Below are 23735 nucleotides of genomic sequence, written 5' to 3'. Positions count from 1 at the left end.
GCCAGCATTATTGCCTCAATCACACCACAGGATAATGTCATGACAAAGAAAATCTTGATCATAGGCGGCACCCGCTATTTCGGCCGCTTGCTGGTGGGCAATTTGATAGCGGCCGGCCACCGAGTGACCTTGGCCACCCGCGGCCGCTCGCCCGACGATTTCGGCTCGGCCATCGAACGCATTCAGGTGGACCGCGCCGACAGCCAGGCCATGGCGCAGGCCTTCCGCCATGCCGATTTCGATGTGGCCTACGATCAGGTTTGCTACACGCCGCACCACGCCGCCCTGGCCGAACAGATATTCTCCGGCCGGGTGGGACGATACGTGATGGCCTCCACCATCGAGGTCTACGCCGGCAGAGCCGGGGCCCAACCTTGCAGGGAAGAGACCATCGATCTGCAAGAAGAGGCCGTGGAAGCGCCGCTCATTTGGCAAACGCGCGCGCTGACCGAGGCCAACTACGCAGACGGCAAACGCCAGGCCGAAACCTGGCTGCACAGGCGCGGCAAGCTGCCCGCGGTCACCGTGCGCATAGGCCACGTGCAAGCGGAAAACGGCGATTTCACTGAAAGGCTGGCGCAGCATATCCACCGCGCCCGCCAAGGCATCGCCGCGCCGGCCTCCGCCCGCGGCGGCAGCTCCTTCATCCACGCCGCCAGCATCGCCCATTTTCTGCAATGGGCCGGCGAGCAGACCTTTCTCGGCGCGGTCAATGCCGCGGACAACGGCGCGCTATCCGCGGCCGATCTGGACCGCCATATCGCCGCCGCCCTGGATTTGCCGCCGCCAAGTCAGCCCGCCGCCGCGCCGGCGCTGCCATATGACTACGCCGCCCCCTTCGCCATGAGCACCCAGCGCGCGGTAACGCTGGGCTATGCTTTCGCCGATTGCCGAGACTGGCTCGCCGGCGTCATCCGCGCCCAGGCGCAGGAGCGCTGATATGTCCAGCCTGGTCCATCTCCCTGCTTTTCTGCTGGCTTCGCTGCTGCTGATCATCACCCCTGGCCCCGCCACTTTCTTCGTCGGCGAGCGCGCCAGCCGCTCGCGCCGCCTGGCCGCCCGCGCGGTAGCCGGCATCGTGCTGGGCGATCTCAGCTTGATCGCGCTGTCGGCCCTGGGCGTGGCAACGATGCTGCTGCGCTGGCCAGCCTTGCAAACCGGCCTGCAGCTGCTGGGAGCGGGCTATCTCGCCTATCTGGCCTGGGGCCTGCTGCGCGCCGCCTCCCCCGCCTCGGCTGCCCCGGCCGAAACGCCGATGGATGCCTCGTTCCGCCAGGGCTATCTGCTCACCCTGATCAACCCCAAGCCCGTGCTGTTTTTCGCCGCTTTTTTTCCGCAGTTTCTGAACGCGCCCGCCGCCCGGCTGGAGCCGGGTTTCGCGGTTCTGGCCCTGCTGTTCGAGGCCATCAATCTGTGCTACTTCGCCATGCTGATCCTGCTGGCGCACCGTCTGGGGCAAGGCCGCTTGGCGCAAGCGATGGCGCGTTGGCGAGTCAGCCAGCTTGCCGGCATCGTGCTGCTGCTGTGCGCGGCCAGCCTGGCGGCGGCTCGTTTGGCCTGAACATAGACAGTTTGCGGCATCGCGGCAGGGGCTGGCGCGCGCCGCGGCAAGCACAGACACCCGGAGAGCATATTTGGCGATTCCGCGCGCGCGCGCGGCAAGCGGAGCCAAGAAAGGGGGCGGCGCTATTGGCATGATTTTGCGGTCAGGGAGACGCCCTGATTTTCCGGAGACCACTATGCGAAGCATCCCCCTCGCCGCGCTGAGCCTGACCCTGGCCGCCATGCTGGCCGCGCCGGTCCAGGCCGCGCCCAAAACCTACAAAACGCCGCACCTGGATAAAGTCCAGCCCCGCCAGCCGGCGGCGCCCCGGCTGTGGCGCAACCGGCCGCCGACCGACTTCCAGTCCCGCTACCATTTGCAGGACAACCGCAGCGTGATCGGCCGGCCCTTGAAGAAACTGGCCCGCCACGCGGCCACGCCGCAATGCCAGGACATGAACGCGCTGGCCGGCCACAGCGGCGCCGAGCTGGCCAATTATCTGGTCAGCCTGCCCGACTACACCTGCGCCTACGGCTTGTTCTCGCTGGACAAGAAGCTGGCGTCAACCATCTACAGCGCCGGCAACCTCAACGCCGTTGCCAGCCGGTTCGCCCAGGAGGCCGCCGGCTACAATGCCTCGTCGATGGCGCTGGTCAACCTGACTCTGTATCTGCGCGCCGGCTATTACCTGGCCAGCACCGGCACCCTGCCGGCGCTGGACGCCAATCTGCAGTCCGTGCTGCGTCCCGGCATCAAGCAACTGGCCGACGGCGCGGCGCTGTTCTCCGCCAATGCCCAAGCGCCCACCACCGCCAACGAGGTGATGACGCTGATCACCAATATGGCGGACGAGGCCTATTACCTGCCCTCCATCCGCGCCATCGTCCAGCGCTACACCAATACCGCGGCCAATCCCAATGCCGCGCAAGGCTTGCGCGAAACCACCGCCAGCCAAGGCTTCACCGGCGCGCTGACCGTGTTCTTCTACGCCCACGGCCGCGCCAACGCCGCGCCGCTGCTGCAAAACGACGGCAGCTACTCAGCGGCGCTGACCCAGCTCGTCCAGGCCGACAAGGCCAGCCTGATCGGCACCGAGACCGCCTTCCAGCTCGGCGACGCCGCCCGCGAGGGTCTGCGCTTCATGCAATACCCGGCGCTCAAACCCGCCATCAAGCCGCAGACCAAGGCTATCCTCTCCGGCAGCAGCATGACCGGCGCCGACAACGAGCTATGGCTGGCCGCCGCCGAGGCGGTGAAGTACTACGACAACGCCAATTGCAGTGAGTACGGCACCTGCAATTTCGAAACCAAGCTGGCCGACGCCATCCTGGTCAATCGCTACACCTGCAGCCCCACCATCCGCATCCGCTCCCAGGAAATGACCGCCGAGCAGATGCAGTCGTCTTGCGCGCTGCTGCAGAAGGAGGAGTCCTATTTCCACCAGATGCTGCAAACGCATAATCAGCCGGTGGCCAACGACAACGACACCTCGCTGGAAGTGGTGGTGTTTGACGATTACGACAATTACTCCAAGTACGCCGGCGTGATCTACGGCATCTCCACCGACAATGGCGGCATGTATCTGGAAGGCAATCCGGCCGACCCCAACAACCAGTCCCGCTTCATCGCCCACGAGGCGTCCTGGCTGCGTCCGGTGTTCAAGGTATGGAACCTGGAGCATGAATACATCCACTATCTGGATGGCCGCTTCGACATGTACGGCGATTTCGCCGCCGCCACCCAGCAACCGACGGTATGGTGGATTGAGGGGCTGGCCGAGTACCTGTCGCTGCGCAACGACAACCAGGCCGCCATCGACATCGTCAAGACCGGCAACTACAAGCTCAGCCAGATCTACGGCAACACCTACGACATGCCAGACTACGTCACCCGCGCCTACCGCTGGGGCTATATGGCCACCCGCTTCATGTTCGAGCGCCACCGCGCCGACATCGACGCGATGCTGCCTTTGTGGCGCAAGGGCGACTACGCCAATGGCTATATGGGATTGATGCGGCAGATCGGCAGCCGCTACGACAACGAGTTCGCCGCCTGGGCGCAAAGCGCCACCACGGCCGGCCAGCCGCCGCTGCCGCCCAGCACCGGCCTGCCGGCTTGCAATGAGGCTTACCCCGAGCGGCTGGGCAAGAACTGCTCGATTTCCGGCCTGTCCTCATCCGGCGCGGCCTACGCCACCCTCTGGATACCGGCCGGCGCGAAAAATCTGAAGCTGTTGACCAGCGGCGGCAGCGGCGATGTCGATCTTTATGTCGCCAAGGATCGCTACCCCACCCCCAGCAGCTATGACTACGCCTCCGTCAGCGCGGGCAATGAGGAGTCGGTCTCGATTCCTGCGCCGCAAGCCGGGCACTGGTATTACCTGACGCTGCAGGCGAAACAGCCGTTCGCCAACGTCTCCGTCAGCGCCGCTTACGAATAAGCGGCTCGGCCGCGGCGGCTTGCCCGTCGCGGCCATATTGAAAAAGGCATGAAATTGATCCAATGTCTATGTTAATGCCATGTTAATCAGTGGCATGTACAAGGGCACCGCCCCCCGCCGCCGCCAGGCGGCTTTGCGCAAGGATCGTGATGACATGCAAACCGCATTGCAATCGACGTTTCTCACCAGCGACATCGCCGCCGCCCGCGCCATGGCGGCCTTGTTCGATCATCTGCCCGACATGGTCTTCGCGGTGAAAGACCTGGACAGCCGCTATCTCACGCTCAGCGAGGGCTGCGTCCAGCGTTGCTCCTTGCGTAATCGCAAGCAGGCCGAAGGCCGCACCGCCCATGAGCTGTTCCCCGACGCCATGGCCGACCGCTATCAGGCCCAAGACCACGCGCTGTTCGCCGAGGGCGCGCCGCTGCGCAACCGCCTGGATCTGACCGTGTATCCGGACGGCTCGCCCGGCTGGTGCCTGACCAACAAGCAGCCGCTGCGCCATCCGGATGGGGAGCTGCTGGGATTGGTCTGCATCTCCAAAGACTTGGCCGACTTGACCCGAGAAAAACTGCTGGACGCGCGCTTCGCCGCCTGCGTCGATCACATCCAGGCGCACTACCACCGGCCGCTGCATCTGAACGAGCTATGCGAACTGTCCGGCCTCAGCATCGGCCAACTGGACCGGCGCATGAGGCGCGTGTTCCAGCTCAGCGCCGGCGACTTCATCCGCCGCACCCGCATGGACGCCGCCAGCCACGCCATTCGCCACAGCCGCCGGCCGCTGGCCGACATCGCCGCCGCCTGCGGATTTTCCGATCAAAGCGCGCTGAGCCGGCTATGCCGGCAACTACTGGACCTCAGCCCGCGTCAGCTCAGAATCGGTCAAGTCCGAGGCTGAGCCGGAGGCAGGCACGCCTCCAGGCCTTGCGCCTGGTGAGGATAAGGGCAGAGCGGCGCCCTAAACGCCCCCGCCCGCTTGGCGCGCGAGCTGATGCGCCTTGGCCAGGGCCGCGTCCGCGCCGATCTCGACATCAGGCCGGACGCCGACCTTTTCCCAATTGGACTGCGTCAGCGGATTGACGGACCTCGCCTCCGGCAGCAGCAGGCTGAAATGCGGCGTCGGCCAGACAAACTTGCAGGCATGCTCAAGTTGACGTAGGCGGTGTAAGTTCAAAATAAAAACGCCCATGTCTATACATGGGCGTTTATTTTACTCAAACAACAACATTTATCCCCGGCTTGATGCAAGTGTCGGCGCCGACGCCTTTTGGTAATCCGGCAATAGACTGCTTGCCGCAGCCGGCGGAGGCACGAATGAAGCCATGCCCTGAACCAGCTTGTCAGTGCCGTTAAAGCTTAAGGGTTTGCTGTCGCCAGAGCGGATCGATACTCCGGAGTCACTCGGACCAAACCAATGCGATGTCAGCGGCTTGCCGGCAACGGTCAGATCCACACCTCCCGGCGGCGTCAGCGACTTGCCGGTAACAGTCAGATCCACTCCACCCGGCGGCGTCAGCGGCTTGCCGGTAACGGTCAGATCCACACCTCCCGGCGGCGTCAGCGGCTTGCCGACAACGGTCAGATCCACTCCGCCCGGCGGCGTCAGCGGCTTGCCGGTAACGGTCAGATCCACTCCGCCCGGCGGCGTCAGCGGCTTGCCGGTAACGGTCAGGTCAACACCTCCCGGCGGCGTCAGCGGCTTGCCGGTAACGGTCAGATCCACACCTCCCGGCGGCGTCAGCGGCTTGCCGGTAACGGTCAGGTCAACACCTCCCGGCGGCGTCAGCGGCTTGCCGGTAACGGTCAGGTCAACACCTCCCGGCGGCGTCAGCGGCTTGCCGGTAACGGTCAGGTCAACACCTCCCGGCGGCGTCAGCGGCTTGCCGGTAACGGTCAGATCCACTCCGCCCGGCGGCGTCAGCGGCTTGCCGGTAACGGTCAGATCCACTCCGCCCGGCGGCGTCAGCGGCTTGCCGGTAACGGTCAGATCCACTCCGCCCGGCGGCGTCAGCGGCTTGTCCGTGCTCGCTCCGATACTCCCTTGAACCACCTCGCCCCCCCAACTGGATGCAAGTGTCGGCGCTAGTGTCTTCAGGTAATCCACTGGCAGACTGGTCGCCGTAGCCGGCAGAGGCGCAAGCGCCGCCATCGCCTGGACCAGCTTGTCGACACTATTAAAGCCCAGAGACCTGTTATCGCCGGATCGGATCGATACGCCAGAACGACCCGGATCGAACCAATGCAGCAAGGTCACCTGTTCAGCAGAACCCACCACATCAATCTCAAGATTCTGCCCCACGCGCTTGAACCACAGATGGTCTGCGGTCGCCGAGGTATTGAAATTCAGCGAACCTCCCCCTGTGATGTAATCCAGCGTGTTATTGCCCTTCCCGAGATTGACCGTATTGTAAAACCCGGCCATAGAAACGGCATTGTCGCCATCACCCAGCAACAGCGTCACGCTGGAAGCCGCGCTGTCAGTCGTGATCGTATTGCGACCGTTGCCAAGTTTGATGGTATTGCTGCCTTGCTGGGCGACCACCATGTTGTTGCCGTTCCCCAATGTCAACTTGCCCATCGCTCCGCCGATAAACACGGTGTTGTTGCCATTGCCCAGGACAAGATTGTCGAATGATCCATTCACAACCGCGGTCCTGTCCTCATCCCCACCGGAGGCCGACTGGAACGAATCGACCAGGAACACGCCATCATTCCCCTTGGGCAGATTGCCGCCCGCATCCGGCGTCGCGATATGCGGCTGGAACACCAGATCAAGAGAGGAGTCAGCCGCCAATCCTCCCATATCGGTTGCCGTCACTTTCAGGCCGAGAACCCCGCTGCTTCCCGCAGCCGGCGTGCCGCTCAGCGCCAAGTGGCCCGGATCGAAATGCAGCCATGCCGGTATCTGATCGCCATTGCTCAAGGTCACGCCATAACTCAGGGTATCCCCGTCCACGCCCGAGCTGAACATGCCGGATGGCAATGTATACGACCAGGCGGCCCCGGGAGCCAGCATGACATGCCTCCCGTAATTGACTCTGGGCACCGCGTAGGAGGACAACACTGCCACAGGAAGCGCCGTGCTGGTCGACAGTCCGGCCAAATCGGTGGCGGTCACTTTGAGATTGAACGTGCCAGCGTTGCCATTGCCCGGACTCGCGCGCAGCAAACCGGTTTCCGGCGCGAAGCTCAGCCAGTCCGGCAGGGGGTTGCCATTTTCCAGCGTCACGGTGTAGCGCAGGGTATCGCCGACAACCGGCTCGCTGAACAGATCAGCCGGCAGCGCATAACTGCCAATGGTCCCTGCCTTGAAGGTTTGCTGACCAAGCGGCTTGCCCAGCACCGGCGCCTGTCCGTGCGGGCACACATGCAAGTTCAAGGTCGTCGCGGCGGCCAGCCCCCCTAGATCGGTTGCCGTCAACTGGATAGACAAGTCGCCTACCGCCTGAACATCGGGCGTTCCCGACAGTTTGCCGGACACTGGGTCCAGCGTCAGCCAGGCCGGCAGCGCTTGCCCATTGGCCAAGCTTGCCTTGTAAGTCAGACTATCCCCGGGGATATCCTCTGCAAACAGGCCCGCGGCATTAAACTGCCACGGTTGATTGGCAATCATGCCTTGCGCGCCAGCTTGAGTTGACGCAGTCGGCGCATGGTAGACCGGGCGAATCTGAAGATCCAACTCGGTGCTCTTGAGAGGCACGCCCCACATTCCTCCTGTGCTGATCTTGATTGCCACGTTCCCGGTCGTCAGATCCGTCGGGGTTCCGCTGATGACACCAGTCCAAGTAGAAAGCTGCAACCAGGCCGGCAGCGGCGAACCATCCAACAAGGTTGCGGAATAACTGGCAAAACGGTCCTGCGACAATAGTCCGGGAGGCACCATATACGACCAGCGGGTGCCCGCACGCAGATGCTGCAACGGTAACACCACATTGCCAGCCGCGGGCTGCTGCGCAGGCCCAACTTGCAGATGCAGGTCTTTGCTCTCCGCGCCGCCGGCCGCCGTAATTTTCAGCGTCAGCGGCGCGGATGTCTGCGCGGGCGGCGTGCCATATAAGGCGCCGTTGAAGGAATCATATGTCAGCCACGCAGGCAGGGAACTGCCATCAGCCATCGCGATATTGTATCTATCCGACCAACTGCCCTTGATCATCCCGGCAGGAAGTGTATAGGACCATGGCGTGCCAACCTGCAAACTCTGATCCTGAGGCTGATTATCCGCGTCCTGCTGAGAACTATCGCCGCGCAATGTCAGGCTAAGCGACATAGCGCTCTTCAATCCCCCCATATCGCTCGCGGTGACAACCATATCCAGCGAAGCATTGTTATTCCCCGCCGGCAAACCACTCAACACGCCAGTTACCGGATCGAGCTTCAGCCAGCCAGGCAAGGCGCTGCCATCGCGCATCGCCACGCTGTAGCTCAACACATCGCCAACGACTGCCGAACTAAAGACTTGGCCCGCCAGAGCATACGACCACGATTTGCCGACAACGACATCCTGGACATCGAATGCCTTGCTGGCCTTCGGTGCCTGGTACACCGGCTTCACTGTTACGCTCATGGCTGCGCTATTGCTCAAGCCGCCCTGATCGGAAGCAGTGACTTTCAGCTTCAGCGCACCCGTCGTCTGATCGGTCGGCAGTCCGCTCAGCGTCTTGCCGACCGGGTCAAACTGGACCCAGGCAGGCAACGGGTCGCCGTTGTCCAGGGTCACCCGTACCGACAAGGCGTCGCCTAGCACCGTTTCATGGAACAGATCGTCTGGCAGCGCGAACTGCCAAGCCGTACCCGCGGACAAGATCTGGTCCGGCAAGGGATGCATCACGTCCGGCGCCTGATAGCGCGGCGAGACATTCAGGCTCAACGGCGTACGGGCAGACAGTCCGCCCATATCGGTTGCGACAAGCTGCAAGGCCATGGTCCCGATCGTCTGATTGGTCGGCATGCCGGCTAGCACTCCGTTCACTGGATCGAAGCTCAGCCAGGCTGGCAATGAGTCGCCATTGGCCATGGTCACGCTGTAGCGCAGGGCATCGCCGGAAACCGACTCCTGGAAAAGCCCCGCCGGCATGGTCCACGACCATGCGCTTCCGGATGTCAGCGCCTGGGCCGGCAATGCCTGGGACACGGTCGGAGCCTGGTAGATCGGCGCCACCTGCAGATTGACTGTGGTCTGGCTGCTCAGTCCCGCTTGATCTGTCGCGGTCACCGACAAAGCCAGCGTTCCCGCCTGCGCATTGAGAGGCGTACCGCTCAATCGGCCGGACTGGACATCCACATGCAGCCAGTCGGGCAATGCCCCCCCGTTTGCCATGCCTATGCTGTAATGCAATGCATCCCCGGCGACGTTCTCCTTGAAGGCATCAGCCGGCAAGGTGAATTGCCAAGGCTGTCCGGCCTGGATCGTTTGATCCGGCACGCCATGCGCCAGCTGCGGCGCCCCGCCTGCCGGCTGGACATGCAGCGGCAGCACGGTACTGGCGGACAAGCCGCCCATATCGGTTGCCGTCAGCTTGATGGCCAGATCGCCAGCCGCCTGGTTAACGGGCTGCCCAGACAAGACGCCCCGCTTCTCGTCAAAGGAAAGCCAGGACGGCAGAGGATTGCCATCGGCCAGCGTCGCCTTGATTGCCAACGCATCGCCCGGCACGTTTTCGCGGAACAACCCGTCCGGCAGCGCGAATTGCCAGGTCTTTTCCGGCGCGGCGAACTGGGCCGGCAGGGACAAGCCAACCGCAGGAGCCTGATAGTCCGGCTGCACCTGCACGGTCAGCGTCGAAACGGCGGATTTGCCGGCCATATCGATGGCCGTCAGCTGCAAGGCTACCGCTCCTGTCGTCTGATTGGTCGGCGTGCCGGTCAATTGCCCGGTCCGCGGATCAAACCTCAGCCAATCCGGCAAGGGATCGCCATTGGCCAAAGTTGCCCGGTAATGAAGCGCGTCGCCGCCGGCGGCAGCGCTGAAAAGCCCGTCAGGCAAGGCGAACCTCCATGTTTCGCCGGCCTTGGCCGTGGAAGTCAACGCAGACTGGCTGGCCTGCACCTTGCCATTGGCCAACAGATTGTCCAGCGCCGCGGCGGACAAGGTGCGGTCGGCCAAGACGACGCTGCCTACCCCTCGACCATCTCCCTGGCCTTGCAACACGACTTCGGCAAACTGCCCTTGAGCATCACGCACAGAAAGAAGCAGATCCTTGCCCTGCCGCGCCATCTGCACCATATCGGCCTGCACGCCTTGCATCGAAAGCGTGTCCAGCCGCCCCGCATTGGCCTCGACCTGGACATGGCCGCCGTTGAGCGACACCACATAGGTATTGCGGCCGCCTCCGCCAATCAAACGATCATGGCCTTTGCCGGCGACCAGCACGTCGTCGCCATCGCCGCCGATCAGCACATCGTTGCCCTCATTGGCCGTCAAGGTATCGCCATGGTGGTTCGCCATGCCGATGATATTGGCCGAACCGGTCAAGCGCAGACTGTCGACATCCTCAGGCAAGGCCATATCAATCGCGGACTGGATCTGTGGACGACCATGCTCATCGGCGGTCCTGACTATGCCCTGAGAGGTGCCCACGACAGTCGTCGCGTCGACTCTGCTCGGCGTCACCGTCTGGACGCCGCTGCCGGCGACCGCGCCCGCCGATGCCACCGGCTGGTCTACCGTGCCAGCCTGGCCGGGCTTGGACGGGGAGAATATGAAATCGTCGGCGCTAAGCTGGGCAGGATCTATCGTGTCCAGATACACCAGATTCAACGGCTTGCCGTTGCTGCCCAAAGCCTTGCTGCCGATCATGGTGCCGTGGACTTGAGCCAGGCCGTTGATCACCATCCTCTGGCTGAGCGCGATGTCGAGATCTGCGAAATTGCCGATGCCGAGCGGTCGCAGATCTATCTTGTCTATGCCGTGCTTGAAGCCGCGCACCGCATTGGAGAGATCGCTGGCGCCATCCTGCTTTTCCACCTCGAACACATCGGAAGTGGCAGCGTCATGGCTATAGACTGTGCCCGCGAGCGAAGCCACCATCTGGCCAGTAGCCGACGTGGACAAGGAAATGCCGCCGGCGCCGCCCTTCAATGCGATCGTACTGCTTCCCGCTGGCAACGGCTGTGAAGGCGATGCCCCGCTTTGGGTGTAGGAAGCCGGAACGGTCAAACTGTCCTGAAAAACGAAATCCGCGGCATGCAGGCTGCCGGCCTGCACGTTTTGCACGAGGATGCGCTGCCCCGCGCCCAAGTCGATCGACACATCATTGCCCTGCTGCGTCAAAACCAGATCCTGGAAGCGTTTGCCGGCGAAACCCACCAGATCGATCAGCTCCCCGCTGCCGGGACGGAAGCTGGCGATGGTATCCAGGCCCTGTTCACGGCGATGGACGACGAACAAGTCCTTGCCCGCGCCGCCCACCAAGGTATTCCTGCCTCGGCCTCCATCCAACAGCGCATCGGCGTCCCCGGCGACCAATGTGTCATTGCCATCGCCTGAAACCAGGTTCTGAATAGCGCCAGGACTTTGTATCGTCAATGCCGTACCGGCCAGGTTAGCCTCGCCAGTCCGCAGATTGATGCTCACATCGCCGCTGATGGCAGCCGCGTCTATGGTGTTGCGGCCACCGCCGGCAGCAGACACCGCCGCATTCAAAACCGCCCTTTGGCTATTGGCCTGTACCTGCGCCTTATACTCGTCCGTGTAATAGAAAGTATGATCCGCGGTCGCCGCCTGGCCATACAGACGCAGCGCCCAATGATTGAGCGTCACCGGTTGCCCGCCATTGGCATCGCTGACCTGCAGCGTCCAATTGCCAGTCGACAACTCTCCCCAGTCGTGGGTGGTCATGAAGGTATAGCGGAAAACGCCGCTGCGCGCGCTGCCGACATCGGCGTCGCCGGCGCCCTTGAGGCCGGCGGGCACCTTGCCCTCGCGGTTCAGCAAAATGCTCCGGGTGCCATTGGGCGCCACTAGCGTCACGACGACATCGCCCAGCCGCCCGACCACGGCATCCAGATCCACTTCCACATGCTCGATCTGCAAACCAGCTTGCATCGCCAACGCCGACTGAACTGTCGCGCCGCCGTTGGCGGCGAGCTTAAGCTGTCCGCTGGCGGCGCTATAGACCACCTCGTTGGCGCCGGTCTGCTGCGTCATCCAGCTTTCTGCCAGACGTACCGCCGCGCGCGCATCCACCTCGCCAAAGCCATAATCATGGCTTACATGCATGCCGCCCCCATTCCAGCCGGATGCCGCATTCTGATCCCAACTGGTCGCCGCGTCATTGACCTGCCGGGCCGACAAGGCGAGGATCTCCTGCACGTCCCGATAGCCCAAATGCGGATTGGCCTGCAACATCAACGCCACTACGCCGGACACAATCGGCGTCGCGAAACTGGTGCCTTCCATGGTGCTATAGGCATTGCCGAAGGTCGACCCCTGATCGGTCATCACCATCTGGCTGGTGCTGGCGACATTGCTGCCAGGCGCAGACACCAGCAAGCTCGCCCCGGGGTTGGAGAACGGAGCCGATCCGATCTGCAAGGTAGACAGGTCGCCCTGGGCATTGATCGCCCCGACCTCGATGCTGAAGCGGTTGTTATTGGTCAGAGACCCCTGTGCGCTCCCGCCAGTCGCGCGAGCGTTGCCGCCTGCCGCGACAATAATGGTGCCCAAACCGCCTCGGCCATTGTCGGCCGCGTACTGAGCGTTCGACACCAGCGAGGCCGCTGTATCGATGGAGCCATCCTGATAGCTGCTCAAGGCGAAATCGTTCTTGAATCCCCAGCTATGGTTGGCGATGTCATAACTGACCATATAACCCAGGCCGCTCAGATCGCTGCCGCTGTTCGCCAGGTTATAGCCTGCCAGCGTGGCGTCATACGCAACGCCTACGCCGCCCTGACCATTCTTGGCGGCCACCATCACCCCCGCCACCATGGTGGCGTGGTTGGAGGTCGCCTTCGGCATCGCGTCGGTCGACTGCATGGTCTGCAGCCAGGCAGGATCCACATTCGGCGCCAAGTCCGGGTGGCGATAATCAAAAATCTCCGGCTCGACCGCAAACTCCCCGCCCGGCTCGAACTGGGCGATGCGCACGCCCTTGCCGGAATAATCTTTCCAGACCGGCAAGATGTCGGCGTCGTTCAGATACCACTCTTTGCCCAACAAGGGATCGTCCGGCAGCTCGGGCGTCAACATGGTGACGGTAGCCTGCATGGGAGCGGTCTGGCCGCTGGTCAGGTCCTGCACCACCGAGCTGCCATGGCCGGCGGCGTCGGCGACGCCGTATTTGAAGCCCATCACGCCGCTATAGCCCGCCGTCGGCGTGAACAGCACATCGCCGGAAGCCGTCAGACTGACCGTTCCGCCCTGGGCGCTGCCGACCGAAGCGATGCGCAAAGGCCCCTGCGAGCGCAATCGCTGGTCGTTGGCCAGCAGTTGAGCGGCGCTGATCAGATGCGGCTGCCGATGATCGAAAGCCTTGCCCGCCTGGTCCACCCTCAAGGTATCGGCCACCGGCATCGGGTTGGGCTGGGACAGGTCCACCGCCTGGATGTCGCTGAAATTCAGCTTCTGGATGTTTTTCAGATAGACCGTGCCATCTCGGTGCGGCACCTTGTCCGCCACCCAGTAGCCGCCCTCCTCGGTCGGCATGATGCGGTAGTCGGCATAGCTGCCGTGAAACTGCGCGATATTAGTGCCTCCGCCTCCATCAATGGTGGCATTGCCCATGCCCACCTTGATCACATCATTGCCGGCGCCGCCGTAAATCATGTCCGCGCCGCCTCCGGCGTTGATCACCGAATCGCCCTGCGCGCCGTAAATGATGTCGCCGCTCGGTCCGGCGGTGATGATGGCCTGGCCCGACCCGCCTATGATGGTGTTGTGGCCGCTGCCCCCCATGATGACATCGGTGCCGGCGCCGCCGATCAACATATCGTTGCCGGTGCCGCCCTTGATGTAGACGCCATTGCGGCCGCCGCTCATGATCACGTCGTCGCCCTGGCCGCCTTCGGCTATGGTCACGCTGGCTTGGGCCATATTGATGGTCATGCCCTTGTCGCCGGTGATCACCAGCATGTCGGTGCCGCCGCCGCCATGGATATTGGCCGGATCATCCTTGGCCGACACCACGAACACGTCGTTGCCGGCCCCGCCCTGGTAGACGTTGCTGCCACCGCCGCCCACCAGCCAACTGCCGCCTGGCGCGGCAATCAATGTATCGTTGCCGCTGCCGGCATAGAGGTTATCCACCCCCAGCTTGGCCGCGTCCAGCGTCACATTGGCGCTGTCGGCATCCTGATAGGTCTTGACCTCGCGCTTGCCGTTCGGCCCCATCGACGAGGAATGGATGGTGGTGCCGCTCTGGCCGGACTCGAAGGTATTGCCGGTCGGATCGGACACCAGATTCACATCGGCGGCCACATGCGTCTGCCCTTGCATCACAAAGGTAGCCGTGCCGGTCACGACATTGCCGCCAATCACCTGGTGAGTCTGTTGCGCATGCAGGTCGATGCGGCTGATGCCCAAGTCCGCCATCGACTTCATTTCGCCGCTGCCGACCTTGCCATCATGGTTGGCGTCTACCCATACCCGCAAGGAGCTCCAGATCGCGTCGTTGGCGTCGATCACGCTGTCCTTGTTGCTGTCCTGCGCGGCCAAGGCAGCGAAACCGTTGGCGTACGGCGCCGTGCCGACGCCGCCATTGCTCCCGGCCTGCCCGCCGAAATACTGGCTGAACATCTGGCTGATGTCGGTTACTTTGCCGTCGGCGTTGGCCACCACCAGGAAACCAGTCTGCCCATCGGTCCACCCCGTGCGCTTCAAGGTGCCGGAATGGTCGATATCGAACAACACGGGGTTGCTCTGGAAGGATGTCAGACCTATCCCTTTGCCGCTCAGATCCAATACCAAGGGATCGATGTATACCTGATTCATGCAGTTTGCCGACTGACTGCCTATCGTCGCGGCATTCAGCGAGGCCCAGGCATCCATGCTGGCGGGCGCCAATATGGCTTTGGCTATCGCATTATTGGTAAAGTCGTTGTTGTCGTTCTGCACCTCCCCGGGTCGAATGCAGGCCGAGGCCATGCTCGCCGCCGTGGTTGAAACCAGATCGGTATGGTTGAGCATGCCATTGCCGAAGCCGATGGAGAGCGTAGCGGTGTGGTCGATGAAACCTTGGCGGGTCAAGTCCACCGCCTCGCCCTCGCTCTGAGTCCGGCTTTGCGGCTGAGGATCGGGACGGATCACGATGCTGGGCGCGAGATGGTTGTCGGCGGCCGGCAGATTAATAATCTGCCCGGCCGGCAATTGACTCACGATATTGCTGCCAGGATTGGCGGCGACCAAATCATTGACCGAGACCCCGGTGGCTGCGGAAATGGAGGCCCAATCGTGATGCGTGGCGTCGACGGCGAATTGGTTGGCGTTCAGAGGCGCATGTCCAGCAGCATTGGCTGCATTGCCGTCCAGAATCTGAGTCTGCTCCCATGGCAGGGGCGTGGCATTCCAGCTCATAACATCAACACTGGATAGCTTGACCGGCGCGTTCGGCCCCTGCGGAGAAAAATGGGTCATGGTGGCGCCGGACGGCGTGCATTGGAACACGCCATCGGACAAAGCCTCGCCGGTCTTCGCGTCAAAGCGCGAAATATCCACCCGCCCCGGCTGGATCTCCAAGTGCGAACGTTCCTGGTTTTCCTCGCAGAAAATCTGGCCGCTGCCATGATTATCCAGATCGACCACATAGCGACCGCCGGTGCTGGTCATGCCGAAATAGCGCTGGGAACCGGCTGGCGCATCCGAAGGTGCGCCAACCATCTTGGTGTAGGTGGCCAAATCAGTATTGGAGGTCACCAGCTTGGGGTCGCCGAAAAACTTGGCGCCATTGCTGGCGACTACAGAAACACCGCAGGCCTCCGCCATCACCTCCCCATATCCGGTAGCCCACAACGGCAACATAGCCAAGCCTATCACCGACTGCCAACCGAAATGGCCTTCAAAAGCCCCCTTCACCGCGGCTATCGGCGAGGTCACTAAACCGCACACAAGGGAGGAACCGATGCGCGCGGCAGCCTCGGGAGTCGTTACGCTATCCCCCTGGCCCAGCGAGCTGAACCAGCCGCCCAGCAGCACCATTTCATTGATGTTCTTGGTTTCGCGCGGACCTTCGCTCAACTTGCTGAAGTCTCCCCTCAGCGCCTCCATGCTGTCCACACCGGAATAGGCCAGACGGTGCAGATACGCCCATCGATTGGAATTCTGATCAATCCTGTCGCGATCCTTACCGACTCCTTGATCGAAGTAATGCAGCTTATCGCCGGCATTGGCCAGATAGGCGCCGCCGGTTTGCGACACAATCTCCGTCGCCGAGCCATCCTGCATGCGTGCCGCCGTGTAATAGCTGCTGATGCCGGCGAACAGCTGCGGATCCAGATGGCCGTAAGCGCTGCTCAGCTCCGCTTCCGAACCGGGCGCCGAGTTGGCGATGACGGCCATGTTTTCGTTGCTGACGCCGGCAAGATTGGGGTACTTCTCTTTATTGTCCGTGCGCTCACGAACGATATCGGCGCAGATGAACTGGGCGATGGCGCCGCCCTTGCTATCGCCCACGCACACCAACTGCGCGCCTGGAATCTCCAACTCTTTATTCAAGGCCTCATAGACATTGTCTTTCAGAGTCTTCCCGCTGGCATCCTTGTACTGAGAATGCCACTGCGACATGCCGAAATCCTGGAAGTTGCTGTGCCAGCCGGCCAGATCGCTATTGCCATTGGTGCCCATCGCCACCGCCATCACCTGGTTGCTGGCCTCATTACGATAGATCACCACCTTGCCGCCCTGGCCCGGGTCCTCCACCGAGCGGGTAATCACCCAACCGGGTGGTACATCCCACGGCAGCTTCTTGCCATTGCCGGAATTGTCTATGCCCTGCAATTGGTAGCCTGCTGCGGTTTTGCCATAGGTCTGGTCCATCGCGGTATAAGCCGCGCACAACAGCGCCGACCTGTCGGCCAAAAAATCGATACGGGTACTCATTTATTATTTTCCTTGCACAGATTCAAAATGCTGATTTCATTGCTGCTATCCACGGACCAGGTGCTGGCGTGGATGAAGGCCAGCCGACAGCCATCCGGCGACACCTTCAGTCCATAGGCCGATTCGCGCCATCCCGGCGCGAACCAGCGCTGCCCGCCCCAGATGCGGTACAGCTGTTCGCCCTTCAGCAGCAGCAGTCCCGGGCTGGAACGGCCGCTGGAGTCCAACAACAAACCTTGCGGGGTTGGCAGCAGGTCGGAGAAACCATGGACGCCATAGCTGAAGATGATTTTGGGATAGGGGATTTCCGTCACTTCGCCGTCCGCCGACATCAGCCGGTACGGCGTCAGGTCGTAGGGCCGATCGCCCCAGGTGGCGCCGGCCAGCCGGCGGTCGGTAGCCGAGTCATGCTGACTGTCGCCGCTATTGAGCAAATAACGCTTTAGATAGGGCAGATAAATAGGGGAAAACACCTCCCCCGCCCTCACTCCGATTTGCTTGGGCGGCTGGCCGCGACGCATCAGCACCGTATTGAAGTTTGATTGAAACGACTGCTTTGGAAGCCCCCACTGTAGAAAGCCATCGATGTCTTGCAAAGGCCGCCCATATCCGTCCTTCAGCAATGGGAGATCGTTGTCGGTAGCCTCGCAGGTGATCGGTTCGAATGGCTGCAGCGCGCTTAGACGCGTCAACAGGCCATCCGAACCGAGATGCATCACCAAAAAGTTTTCCAGGTCCCAGACCCGCCGCCCGGGCGGCAGTTCGGCCGGAATAGGTCGAATCGACGCCAATTGGCGCTTGGCATTCCAGCACTGCAGCATCGCATGCGGCAGCAGCACGCTGGACTTGCCGGTGCGGGCGTCGACCAGCATGATCTGGAACTGTCCCTTCTGCTGCATATGCCAGCCCGGCTGGACGGCGTTCACGATCAGGTGGTCGTTGTCCAGCCACTCGCCCAATTTGGGTCGGATATCGTGGTACGTTCCCTCTAAGCCGGTATCGATAAGCTCAAACGATTTGTCCCGCAGCTCTCGCGTCGGCGGCGGCCAGGCGGCGCGCGCCTGGGCAAAATAGGGATCGCGGATCGGAATCGGTTCCGCCTGGCTGACAAAGCAGGAAAGCAGCAAGCTCCCCCACAAGGTCAGCGCCGCCTTTTTCCTCATCATTAGCAAAGACTCCTTTTTTCATCACGGATCCAGGCTCCCGCCTGTCCACTCTGATTCGCCCGTCCTCACTCGGGCTGGCCTTGCCGTTCCGCTCTGCGGCGGAGTCGGACTTCAAGATTTGGCCAGGCATAAACTTCAGATGCGGCGTTCAGCGCCGCAGCCCTAAGACTGAATACGGAGAGGGATAACAGCTCGCCGGCAATGCCTTTAATCCATAGATCGCTCCGCGCCCCCCATACCGGACATCCCAAATTTGGCACAAGCAATTAAGCGACAATCACACGAACCGGGATTGCCGCTGTGGCAGGGAGCTCGCGACAGGCCACGCTGGATCGAATGCCTTTGCTATCGCTCGCGCAGGCTCTCTTGTCCGTATTCGATCAACGGGCTGAGGAAATAGGCCGCCACGCTGCGGCGTCCGGTTTTGACTTCGACGGTTACCGCCATGCCGGGAGACAACTTGACCCAGGTATCCTCGACCCGAATCCGGTTTTGACTCAGATGCAGGCGAGACGGGAAGATCAACCCAAGCTTGCGGTCGGATACCGCGTCATTCGATACCTTGAGCACCTTGCCATCCAGATAGCCATAGCGGGAAAAGGGAAAGGACTCGACCTTGACGATGGCCTGCTGGCCGGCGCGAACAAAGCCGATGTCTTTGTTTTCGATATTGGCTTCAACCTCCAGCGTGTCATCCGGCACGATTTCCAGCACCGTTTGCGCCTGAGTCACCACACCACCCACGGTATGCACAACCAATTGCTGCACAGTGCCATTCACAGGCGCGCGCAGCTGCATGCGCGCTTCTCGTTGCCTAGCCTTGGTTTCTTCCCCTTGAAATTGGGGAAGTTGCTGCTGGGCCTGATTCAGGGCATCCCACAATTCACGGCGGAAAGACGAGGTGGCCGCATCCAATATCCGACGCTGCTCCTCAATGCCAGCTTCCAGTTCGCGGGCATGGCTTTGCTGCCCGGCCAGGTTCTGCTCTTGCTCGATGCGCTGCTGCTCTTTCTGCAGATAGTCCTGACGCGAAACATAGTTGTCTTTAACCAGGCTGCGGTACGCATCGGCGGATTGGCGCGCCAGCGGCGCGGTTTGACGCAGCTTGTCGATTTCTCGCCGGGTGCTCTCCAACTCCGCCTGGCGTTTGATCAACTCAGCGCGCTGAGCGCCCTGTTTATCGAGGAATTCGCGATATTGTCCTTCTGCGAATTGCTGCGCCTGAGTCTGCCGGATGTCAGACAAGCCCGGCACCGGCGCCAGGCGAGGCGGCCGCGAGGTTTTCAGCGCCTCCAGCAGAGCATGCGCCCGGGCAATGGAAACCATCGCGTCCAGCCTCGCCAGCCTCGTCTTGGAGGCATCCGCGCCAGCCATGGTGGTATCCAACTCCAGCAAAGGCTGCCCGGCTTTCACGCGCTGACCATTGTTGACCAAGATTGCTCGCACGGTTCCCGTCTCCGCGGACTGGATCATCTTGACCTGGGCATTCGGCACCAACTTGCCATGCGCGACAGCAACCTCATCCAACTGGCCGAAGCAACTCCACAGCAGCACTAACAGCGCCAGCGCCATCAACGCTCGCATCGCCCAACGCGGGGCCGGATGCACCGGCGTATCCCTCACCGCCAGATGGGCCGGCAAAAACGCCAGCTCATGCTCAGGCCGTTGCGGCGTGTCCAGTTCATGCCTAAGCGCCCACACCGCTCGCCAAATCTGGAGATAGCGCTGTGCTAAATCCTTTCCTGCCTGCCAATACAGTTTCATGCTGGTCATACCGCTTGCAACTCCACTAGGCGTGCGTAATATCCTCCCTGGCGCACCAGGGTTTCATGCGCGCCGATTTCTACGATCTCCCCCTTGTCCATCGCCACGATGCGATCCGCATTGCGGACGGCGGATAAGCGGTGAGCGATGATGATGACGGTTCGGTCCCGGCAAATAGCCTGCATGTTCTGTTGGATAATGCGTTCCGACTCATAGTCGAGAGCGCTGGTCGCCTCATCGAGAATCAAAATGCGAGGATTGCCGATCAATGCGCGTGCGATGGCAATACGTTGACGCTGCCCTCCCGACAGGCCGCTGCCGTGCTCCCCCACTTTGGAGTCGTATCCTTCGGGGAGCTCGATAATGAAATCATGCGCTCCGGCCAATTTAGCCGCCTGCATCACGCGGTCTAGCGGCATGCCAGGGTCGCTCAACGCGATGTTGTCCCGAATCGAGCGGTTGAACAGCAGGTTTTCCTGCAATACCACACCGACCTGGCGTCGCAGCCAGGCGGGATCCGCCAGCGCCAGGTCGATGCCATCCAGACGGATGCAGCCCGCCTCAGGCACATACAAACGCTGCAGCAATTTAGTCAGCGTGCTTTTGCCCGAGCCGGAGCGGCCGACAATGCCGATCACCTCTCCCGCGAGGATGCTCAGATCTATTCCCTTGAGCACCTGCGGGCCATCAGGCGAGTACCGGAACCGGACATCCTCGAACATGATCTCTCCCCGCACGGCCGGCAGGGCTTGGCGACTAGGCGGCAATTCAGTACGGGTATTGAGTATGTCCCCCAATCGGCGCATGGAAATGCCTACCTGCTGGAAGTCTTGCCAGAGTTGCGCAAGACGCAGCACCGGGTCGGACACTCGCCCGGAAAGCATGTTGAAAGCGACCAGGCCGCCCACTGTCAGATGGCCATCGATGACCATCAAAGCCCCGAACCACAGAGTCAGGACCGTGACTAACTTGCCGATCAATTGAATGCCCTGCTGTCCGAGCATGGACAGCGCCGTCACGCGGAAACCAGCCGTAACATAGCTTGCAAGTTGTTGGTCCCAACGTCGGGTGAATTGCGGCTCGACCGCCATCGACTTGACCGTCTCTATGCCAGAGATGGTTTCCACCAAGAAGGATTGGTTATCCGCTCCGCGAGCGAACTTCTCGTCCAGCCGGTTCCGCAACGATGGCACCAATACAAAGGAAATGGCGGCGTAACAGGGCAAAGATAAGGCGACGATCAATGTCAGCTTGAGGGAATAAAAACACATGACCACCAAGAAAAGGACGGAAAACAACACATCCAATACGGCTGTCAACGCCTGCCCTGTCAAAAAGCTGCGGATGTTTTCCAGTTCACGGACCCGCGCCACCGTATCCCCAACCCGCCTCGCGCCAAAATATGGCAAGGGCAAAGCAAGCAGATGCCGGAAGAGGCTGGCGCCGAGCTCGACATCAATACGGTTGGTCGTATGCGAAAAAACATATGTGCGCAAGCCGGTCAGCAACACATCGAACAACGATGTAATCAATAAGGCGATGCAAATCACATTCAAGGTGGCAAAACCGCGATGCACCAACACCTTGTCCATGACAACCTGGAAAAACAGCGGCGTCACCAAGGCAAACAATTGCAACGCCAGCGAAACCGCGAATACCTCCGCAATCAGCCGGCGATATTTCACAATGGCAGGGATGAACCAAGTGAAATCGAATCGAGCCAGCTCTCCCGCAAGCGAGGCCCGTGAAGCAAACAGCACCGCCCGGCCATCCCACCTCTGGACCAGCTCCTCCATGGCCAGCATGGCAAGCTGCTCAGTCACGGGGTCTTGAACCAATACTCTTTGCCCATCCGTCTTGCCGATGATCAGGCGTGTTCCATCGCTCAACAATGCCAGACATGGCAAGCTCGCATGCGCCAATCGAGATAGCGGCAGCGACACAATGCGGGCTTTCAACCCCAATTGCCTGGCCGCCAACAAAAGGTCATCGTCGGAAAGCTGCGCGGAAAGATTTCCCGACTGGTGCCTGATTTGCGCAGCATCCGCCGCGAAACCGTGATACCTAGCGATAATCACCAGGGCTGCCACCCCAGCGTCAATACCTGCGTCCATTCAACTGAATCCACATCGATACCGCTCATCCATCCTTCAAAAAAAATGAATAAGTCAGATTAATTGTCACAATGATTTGCCGGCATCACGATACCCCTGCCAGGCAAATCCAATCAACATATTGTAACAAATTTGTGAATTATTGTATCATTTCAAATGACAAATAGAATCCAAAATGCAAGTGGAAGTTAAATGAATTTAAAGTTTTTTTTAATACAATCGCTTCTGGTTTGTGGAAAATGCCTCGCATGGGACGCCTATCCAACCGACCCCCTCTGGTCGCAATCAGCAACAATTCCCACGCAGGAGCCATGCTCCGCACAGGCCCTGCCCAAGCGATTAGACTTGCCCACAGCTGTCGATATGTCGCTATGCCACGATCCCCAAACGCGAGAAGCCTGGGCCAGCATCAAACTGCAAGAAGCCGAACTCGGGCAAGCCCGCGCAGCCTACCTGCCTAAATTGGAAGGCAACACACAATGGGCACGTGATCACAATGTCGCGAACACGCCGGCAATGCCCTATCTCAACACGACCAACAGCAATAGCTACCGCACCGACAGCGCAAGCCTCAGCTGGCTGCTCTACGACTTTGGCGCGAGATCCGCTCGGCACAAGGTGGCGGAAGCAGGCTTGCGCGCAGCCCTGGCCAGCCAGCAAGCCGTGCATGCTCTAATCTTCGCAACCGTCGTACGCGACTTCTATGCTGTCGCAGCTGCGCAAGCCACGCTTACAGCCACACGCATCAACGAGCACAATGCAGCCAACAGCCTGAAGGCCGCGACAGCCAAGACAAATGGCGGAGTCGCAGCGATAAGCGACCAGTTGCAAGCAGAAACGGCGCTTTCTCAAAGCGCAATCAATCGCATCAAAGCCGAGCAACAATTAGCTATCGCGCAAGGCAATCTTGCCCTCGACATGGGCCTCCCCGCCAATAGCCACCCAGCAGTCACCGAGTTATCCCCCTCCGACACCGGGATGAGGCATCTGGACTCAGACATACAGAAGCTCTTGACCCTTGCGCAAAGCGACAACCCGGAGCTGATCTCAGCTCGAGAAAACTTAGCAGCTGCTCAAGCGAAAGCCGATCAAGCCGCAGCAGAAGGCCGGCCAAGCGTGACGCTGACGCTGCGCGCCAATCATAGTAATCAACCGGAAAGTCTTGGCACCGGAATGCCTCAAACCCCGGCCAATAACCAGCAACGCTATGCAGGCATTCAATTATCCATACCGCTTTTCGATGGATTTGAACGAACTTACCGCATACACGGTGCGACGGCGGAGGTCGCGAGACAACAGGCCATCCTGGATGGGGCTTCGCAAAAAATAAGCCGAGCCGTTTGGAAGAACTATCAAGAAGTTCAGGCAGGCGAGGACAATCTTTCTCAGGCAAAAAAGCTTCTGCAAATTGCAGAACGCGCATTCGCAGCATCGAGCAAACGCTATCAAGTGGGAGCTGCCGATGTCCAGGAACTCATGAGCGTCCAAAGCAACCTCGCGTCGGCAAGGCAACAGCACATTCAAGCCATGTCAGACCTTTTGACTGCTCGATATCAATTAGCGCAAAGCATTGGCAGGCTTGGCGACACAACAGGCTCAATTAACGACATATAAATCGTCCCTCACTGGCTTGAAATTTTGGCCATCCCTGGCAGTTTGAAAATAAGAGCAT

Annotated in this window: 10 protein-coding genes; 5 read left to right on the top strand and 5 right to left on the bottom strand. The window is 61.0% G+C overall.

The annotated features are described in order from the left end of the window. Positions 1–39: 39 nt before the first annotated feature. From NKT35_RS09980 to NKT35_RS09965, 4 genes are all read left to right on the top strand, one after another. Positions 40–939 (top strand): NAD-dependent epimerase/dehydratase family protein, encoded by a 900-nt coding sequence (locus NKT35_RS09980; RefSeq protein ID WP_254300934.1) that lies wholly within the window; start codon positions 40–42, stop codon positions 937–939. Between the two features lies 1 nt (position 940). Continuing rightward, the gene (locus tag NKT35_RS09975) at positions 941–1561 is read left to right on the top strand and encodes a LysE family translocator (protein WP_254300932.1); all 621 of its coding nucleotides are present in this window, start codon (positions 941–943) and stop codon (positions 1559–1561) included. Between the two features lie 178 nt (positions 1562–1739). Next, positions 1740–3983 (top strand): M9 family metallopeptidase, encoded by a 2244-nt coding sequence (locus NKT35_RS09970; protein WP_254300929.1) that lies wholly within the window; start codon positions 1740–1742, stop codon positions 3981–3983. Between the two features lie 154 nt (positions 3984–4137). After that, on the top strand, positions 4138–4884 hold the full coding sequence (locus NKT35_RS09965) for an AraC family transcriptional regulator (RefSeq protein WP_254300927.1): 747 nt from the start codon (positions 4138–4140) through the stop codon (positions 4882–4884). 60 nt (positions 4885–4944) lie between these two features. On the opposite strand, the gene NKT35_RS09960 is transcribed toward NKT35_RS09965, so the two are convergent. From NKT35_RS09960 to NKT35_RS09930, 5 genes are all read right to left on the bottom strand, one after another. Continuing rightward, on the bottom strand, positions 4945–5175 hold the full coding sequence (locus tag NKT35_RS09960; protein WP_254300926.1) for a hypothetical protein: 231 nt from the start codon (positions 5173–5175) through the stop codon (positions 4945–4947). A 39-nt stretch (positions 5176–5214) separates the two neighbouring features. After that, entirely contained in the window at positions 5215–17019 is an 11805-nt protein-coding gene (locus tag NKT35_RS24100; RefSeq protein WP_305883473.1) for a putative Ig domain-containing protein, read from the bottom strand. Further along, entirely contained in the window at positions 17016–18185 is a 1170-nt protein-coding gene (locus NKT35_RS09940) for a hypothetical protein (protein ID WP_254300924.1), read from the bottom strand. The genes NKT35_RS24100 and NKT35_RS09940 overlap by 4 nt, the downstream gene beginning before the upstream one ends. A 345-nt stretch (positions 18186–18530) precedes the next feature. Beyond that, positions 18531–19958: an HlyD family type I secretion periplasmic adaptor subunit gene (locus NKT35_RS09935; protein ID WP_254300923.1), complete on the bottom strand. Its 1428-nt coding sequence runs from the start codon at positions 19956–19958 to the stop codon at positions 18531–18533. Further along, entirely contained in the window at positions 19955–22063 is a 2109-nt protein-coding gene (locus NKT35_RS09930; protein WP_254300920.1) for a type I secretion system permease/ATPase, read from the bottom strand. Before NKT35_RS09930 ends, NKT35_RS09935 begins: the two co-directional genes overlap by 4 nt. Before the next feature lie 192 nt (positions 22064–22255). On the opposite strand from NKT35_RS09930, the gene NKT35_RS09925 reads away from it, so the two are divergent. Continuing rightward, complete coding sequence (locus NKT35_RS09925; RefSeq protein ID WP_254300918.1) at positions 22256–23677, top strand: TolC family protein; 1422 nt, start codon at positions 22256–22258, stop codon at positions 23675–23677. Positions 23678–23735: the final 58 nt, after the last annotated feature.

Source organism: Chromobacterium sp. IIBBL 290-4 (assembly GCF_024207115.1).
In the GTDB taxonomy this organism is placed as follows: Bacteria; Pseudomonadota; Gammaproteobacteria; order Burkholderiales; family Chromobacteriaceae; genus Chromobacterium.
Note: the sequence above shows the minus strand (reverse complement) of the source record. Positions and strands in the feature narration are given on the sequence as shown.

Excerpts from the sequence above, each read along its gene's own strand:
- NKT35_RS09980 (WP_254300934.1), top strand. The coding sequence starts at position 40 with ATGACAAAGAAAATCTTGATCATAGGCGGCACCCGCTATTTCGGCCGC.
- NKT35_RS09975 (WP_254300932.1), top strand. The coding sequence starts at position 941 with ATGTCCAGCCTGGTCCATCTCCCTGCTTTTCTGCTGGCTTCGCTGCTG.
- NKT35_RS09970 (WP_254300929.1), top strand. The coding sequence starts at position 1,740 with ATGCGAAGCATCCCCCTCGCCGCGCTGAGCCTGACCCTGGCCGCCATG.
- NKT35_RS09965 (WP_254300927.1), top strand. The coding sequence starts at position 4,138 with ATGCAAACCGCATTGCAATCGACGTTTCTCACCAGCGACATCGCCGCC.
- NKT35_RS09960 (WP_254300926.1), bottom strand. The coding sequence starts at position 5,175 with ATGGGCGTTTTTATTTTGAACTTACACCGCCTACGTCAACTTGAGCAT.
- NKT35_RS24100 (WP_305883473.1), bottom strand. The coding sequence starts at position 17,019 with ATGAGTACCCGTATCGATTTTTTGGCCGACAGGTCGGCGCTGTTGTGC.
- NKT35_RS09940 (WP_254300924.1), bottom strand. The coding sequence starts at position 18,185 with ATGATGAGGAAAAAGGCGGCGCTGACCTTGTGGGGGAGCTTGCTGCTT.
- NKT35_RS09935 (WP_254300923.1), bottom strand. The coding sequence starts at position 19,958 with ATGACCAGCATGAAACTGTATTGGCAGGCAGGAAAGGATTTAGCACAG.
- NKT35_RS09930 (WP_254300920.1), bottom strand. The coding sequence starts at position 22,063 with ATGGACGCAGGTATTGACGCTGGGGTGGCAGCCCTGGTGATTATCGCT.
- NKT35_RS09925 (WP_254300918.1), top strand. The coding sequence starts at position 22,256 with ATGAATTTAAAGTTTTTTTTAATACAATCGCTTCTGGTTTGTGGAAAA.